Origin of the sequence: Streptomyces sp. NPDC048057 (genome assembly GCF_040653095.1) — a bacterium.
Taxonomy (GTDB): domain Bacteria; phylum Actinomycetota; class Actinomycetes; order Streptomycetales; family Streptomycetaceae; genus Streptomyces.
This window is the reverse complement of the sequence record NZ_JBEZNF010000073.1, coordinates 1-2,947: the sequence shown is the minus strand read 5'-3', so window position 1 is coordinate 2,947 and position 2,947 is coordinate 1. Positions and strand designations below refer to the sequence as shown.

1 protein-coding gene is annotated in these 2,947 nt (G+C 69.3%); it reads left to right on the top strand.

Going from position 1 to position 2,947, the window contains the following annotated elements:
• Nucleotides 1–62: 62 nt before the first annotated feature.
• On the top strand, nt 63–2,947 hold a 2,885-nt coding region (locus AB0E05_RS36335), incomplete at its 3' end, for a type I polyketide synthase (RefSeq protein WP_361971881.1).

The following is a 2,947-nucleotide window of genomic DNA, read 5'->3' as shown; positions in this document are numbered from 1 at the left end:
CCGAAGCACGGCCCTGGTCCCCGGAAGGACAGCCCCGGCGAGCCGGTGTCTCCTCGTTCGGTATCAGCGGCACCAACGCCCACATCATCCTCGAACAGCCGAGGCCTGAACCGGCCATGCCGGACGACGTCACACAGCCCGTCACGGCGGAACCCTCTCCCTCCGTATGGCTGCTGTCGGGCCACACCCCACAGGCCCTGCGGGCACGGGCGGAACAGTTGCACGGCCACGTGGAGGCTGCCCCGGAGACGGAGTTGGCCTCGGTGGCTCGTGTCCTGGCCACCGGGCGGAGCGCACTGGAGCACCGGGCGTCGTTCACGGCTGCCGACCGCCAGGAGGCGCTGGCCGCCCTGACCTCTCTCGCCTCGGGCGCCCCCGCGCCCGGCACCGTCACCGGGGAAGCGGTCGGGCCGACCCGTACGGCGTTCTTGTTCACCGGGCAGGGCAGCCAACGCCCCCAAATGGGCGCTCAACTCCACGCCACCCAACCAGCCTTCGCCACCGCCTTCGACGAAGCATGCGCAGCCCTCGACCCCCACCTCGACCAACCCCTACGCGACCTCATCCTCGCCGCACCCAACACCAAAGAAGCCACACTCCTCAACCAAACCCAATACACCCAACCCGCCCTCTTCGCCCACGAAACCGCCCTCTTCCGACTGCTGGAGCATTGGGGCATACGGCCCGAAGCGCTGCTCGGGCACTCGATCGGATCGCTGACGGCCGTCCACACGGCAGGAGTGCTCTCCCTGGAGGACGCCGCCACCCTGGTGGCGACGCGTGCCCGGCTGATGCAGGAGCTACCGTCGGGCGGCGCCATGGCAGCCCTGTCGATCGGTGAGGAAGAGGCGTCCGCGCTGCTGGAGGGATTCGAAGACCGCGCGGCCGTCGCCGCGCTCAACGGGCCACGTTCCACGGTGGTCTCGGGTGCCGGGGACGCCGTGCTGGAGCTAATGAGGAAGGCGGCGGCACGCGGCGCCAAGACGCGGCAACTGCCGGTGAGTCACGCCTTCCACTCTCCGCTGATGGAGCCCGTGCTCGACCGCTTCCGCGAGGTTGTCGCGGAGCTCTCCTTCTCCGCGCCGCAGATCCCCGTCGTATCCGACCTCACCGGCCGCATGGCCACCGCCGATGAGCTCTCTTCCGCCGACTACTGGGTTCGGCACGCGAGGGAGACGGTACGTTTCGCGGACGGCATGCGCACCCTGCACGAAACCGGTATCGGGGTCTGCCTGGAAATCGGACCCGACGCTGTCCTGTCCGTGATGGCGGCCGATTCAGCAGAGGGCATGGTCTCGCTGTCCACCCAGCACCGCGGTCGGGAAGAGACTCGGACGCTTGCCTCGGCTGTCGGCGCGCTGCACGCCGCTGGCGGGTCGGTGGACTGGACAGCGCACTTCGGGGACCGGGGCACCAGTCGGGTCACGCTTCCCGCCTATCCCTTCCAGCGTGAGCGCTACTGGCTGGACATCCCGACAACCGGCACGGGGGACGTGCACGCGGCCGGTCTGGAGGCGGCGGACCACCCGCTGCTGGGCGCCGCGGTGGAGCTGGCCGACGACGCGGGCACCGTCTTCACCGGCCGCGTCTCCGTGGACACACATCCCTGGCTGGCGGATCACGCGGTACTCGGCTCGCTCGTCCTCCCTGGTACGGCGCTGCTCGAACTCGCGCTGCACGCTGCCCGAAAGGTGGGCTGCGACACGGTAGAGGAACTGACTCTGCAAGCTCCACTGCCCGTACCCGGATCCGGAGCTGTCCAGCTCCAACTCACGGTGGGACCGACGAACGACGAGGGCCGCAGGACACTGGTGGTGCACTCCCGAAAGGACGGCGGGACAGGGACGTGGACGGCCCACGCCTCGGGTGTACTCGCCACACAGGCTCCGTCTTCCGTCGAGGCAGTGGAACCCTGGCCGCCGCAGGGAGCGCAGGAGGTCGATACCTCCTCGGCGTACGAGGAACTGGCGTCACTGGGCTACGTGTACGGGCCGACGTTCCAAGGGCTGCGAGCCGCCTGGAGCCGAGGCGAGGAGCAGTTCGCCGAACTCGTGCTGCCCGACGCCGCCCGGGAAACGCCGGGCAACGGCTCCGGGAGCCCGAACGAGAGCGCACCGCACGGCTTCTGCGTCCACCCCGCGTTGCTGGATGCCGCGCTCCACCCGCTGGCGCTGGCGGGCGCCGACGACTCCGACGGCCTCCGGTTGCCGTTCTCCTGGAGCGGAGTCCGGTTGTACGCGACCGGCGCGAGGGCTGTACGGCTTCGGTTGACACCTGCCGGTCCAGGGCGCACCGCTCTACTGCTCACCGACGAAGACGGGGCACCAGTGCTCTCCGCGGATTCCATAGCGGTACGTGAGGCCGACTCCGGCTGGCTCACGGCGGCCCGCCGTACTGGGGACGCGCTCCACCAGCTCCACTGGGTAGCGGCACCGTCCGTGAGCACGTCCACTGTGCCCTTCACTCTCCTGAAGTCCGACGACGAGGCGGACGAGCTCATCCAGGCAGTGGAGGACGGCGGCGAGATACCGCGGTATGTACTGCTCACGGCGAACGACCCGGCAACGGACTCCCCGCACGCGGCGACCGCGCGCACCCTTGCGGTGCTGCGACGCTGGCTCGGCGAGGAGCGCCTGGCCACCAGCCAGCTGGCCATCGTGACCTACCGTGCGACCGCGGTCCGCAACGGCGAGCCAATCCTGTCACTGGGGCAGTCCGCGCTGTGGGGTTTGGTGCGTTCGGCGCAGAGTGAACACCCAGGCCGGTTCATACTCATCGACACCGACAACACCACCACATCCCACACCGCACTCACCACCGCACTCACCACCAACGAACCCCAACTCGCCCTTCGCAACGGCCACATACTCCTCCCCCGACTCACACCAGCAAACACCCAAGAAACCCCCACCAACCCCACCACCCTCAACCCCAACGGCACCGTACT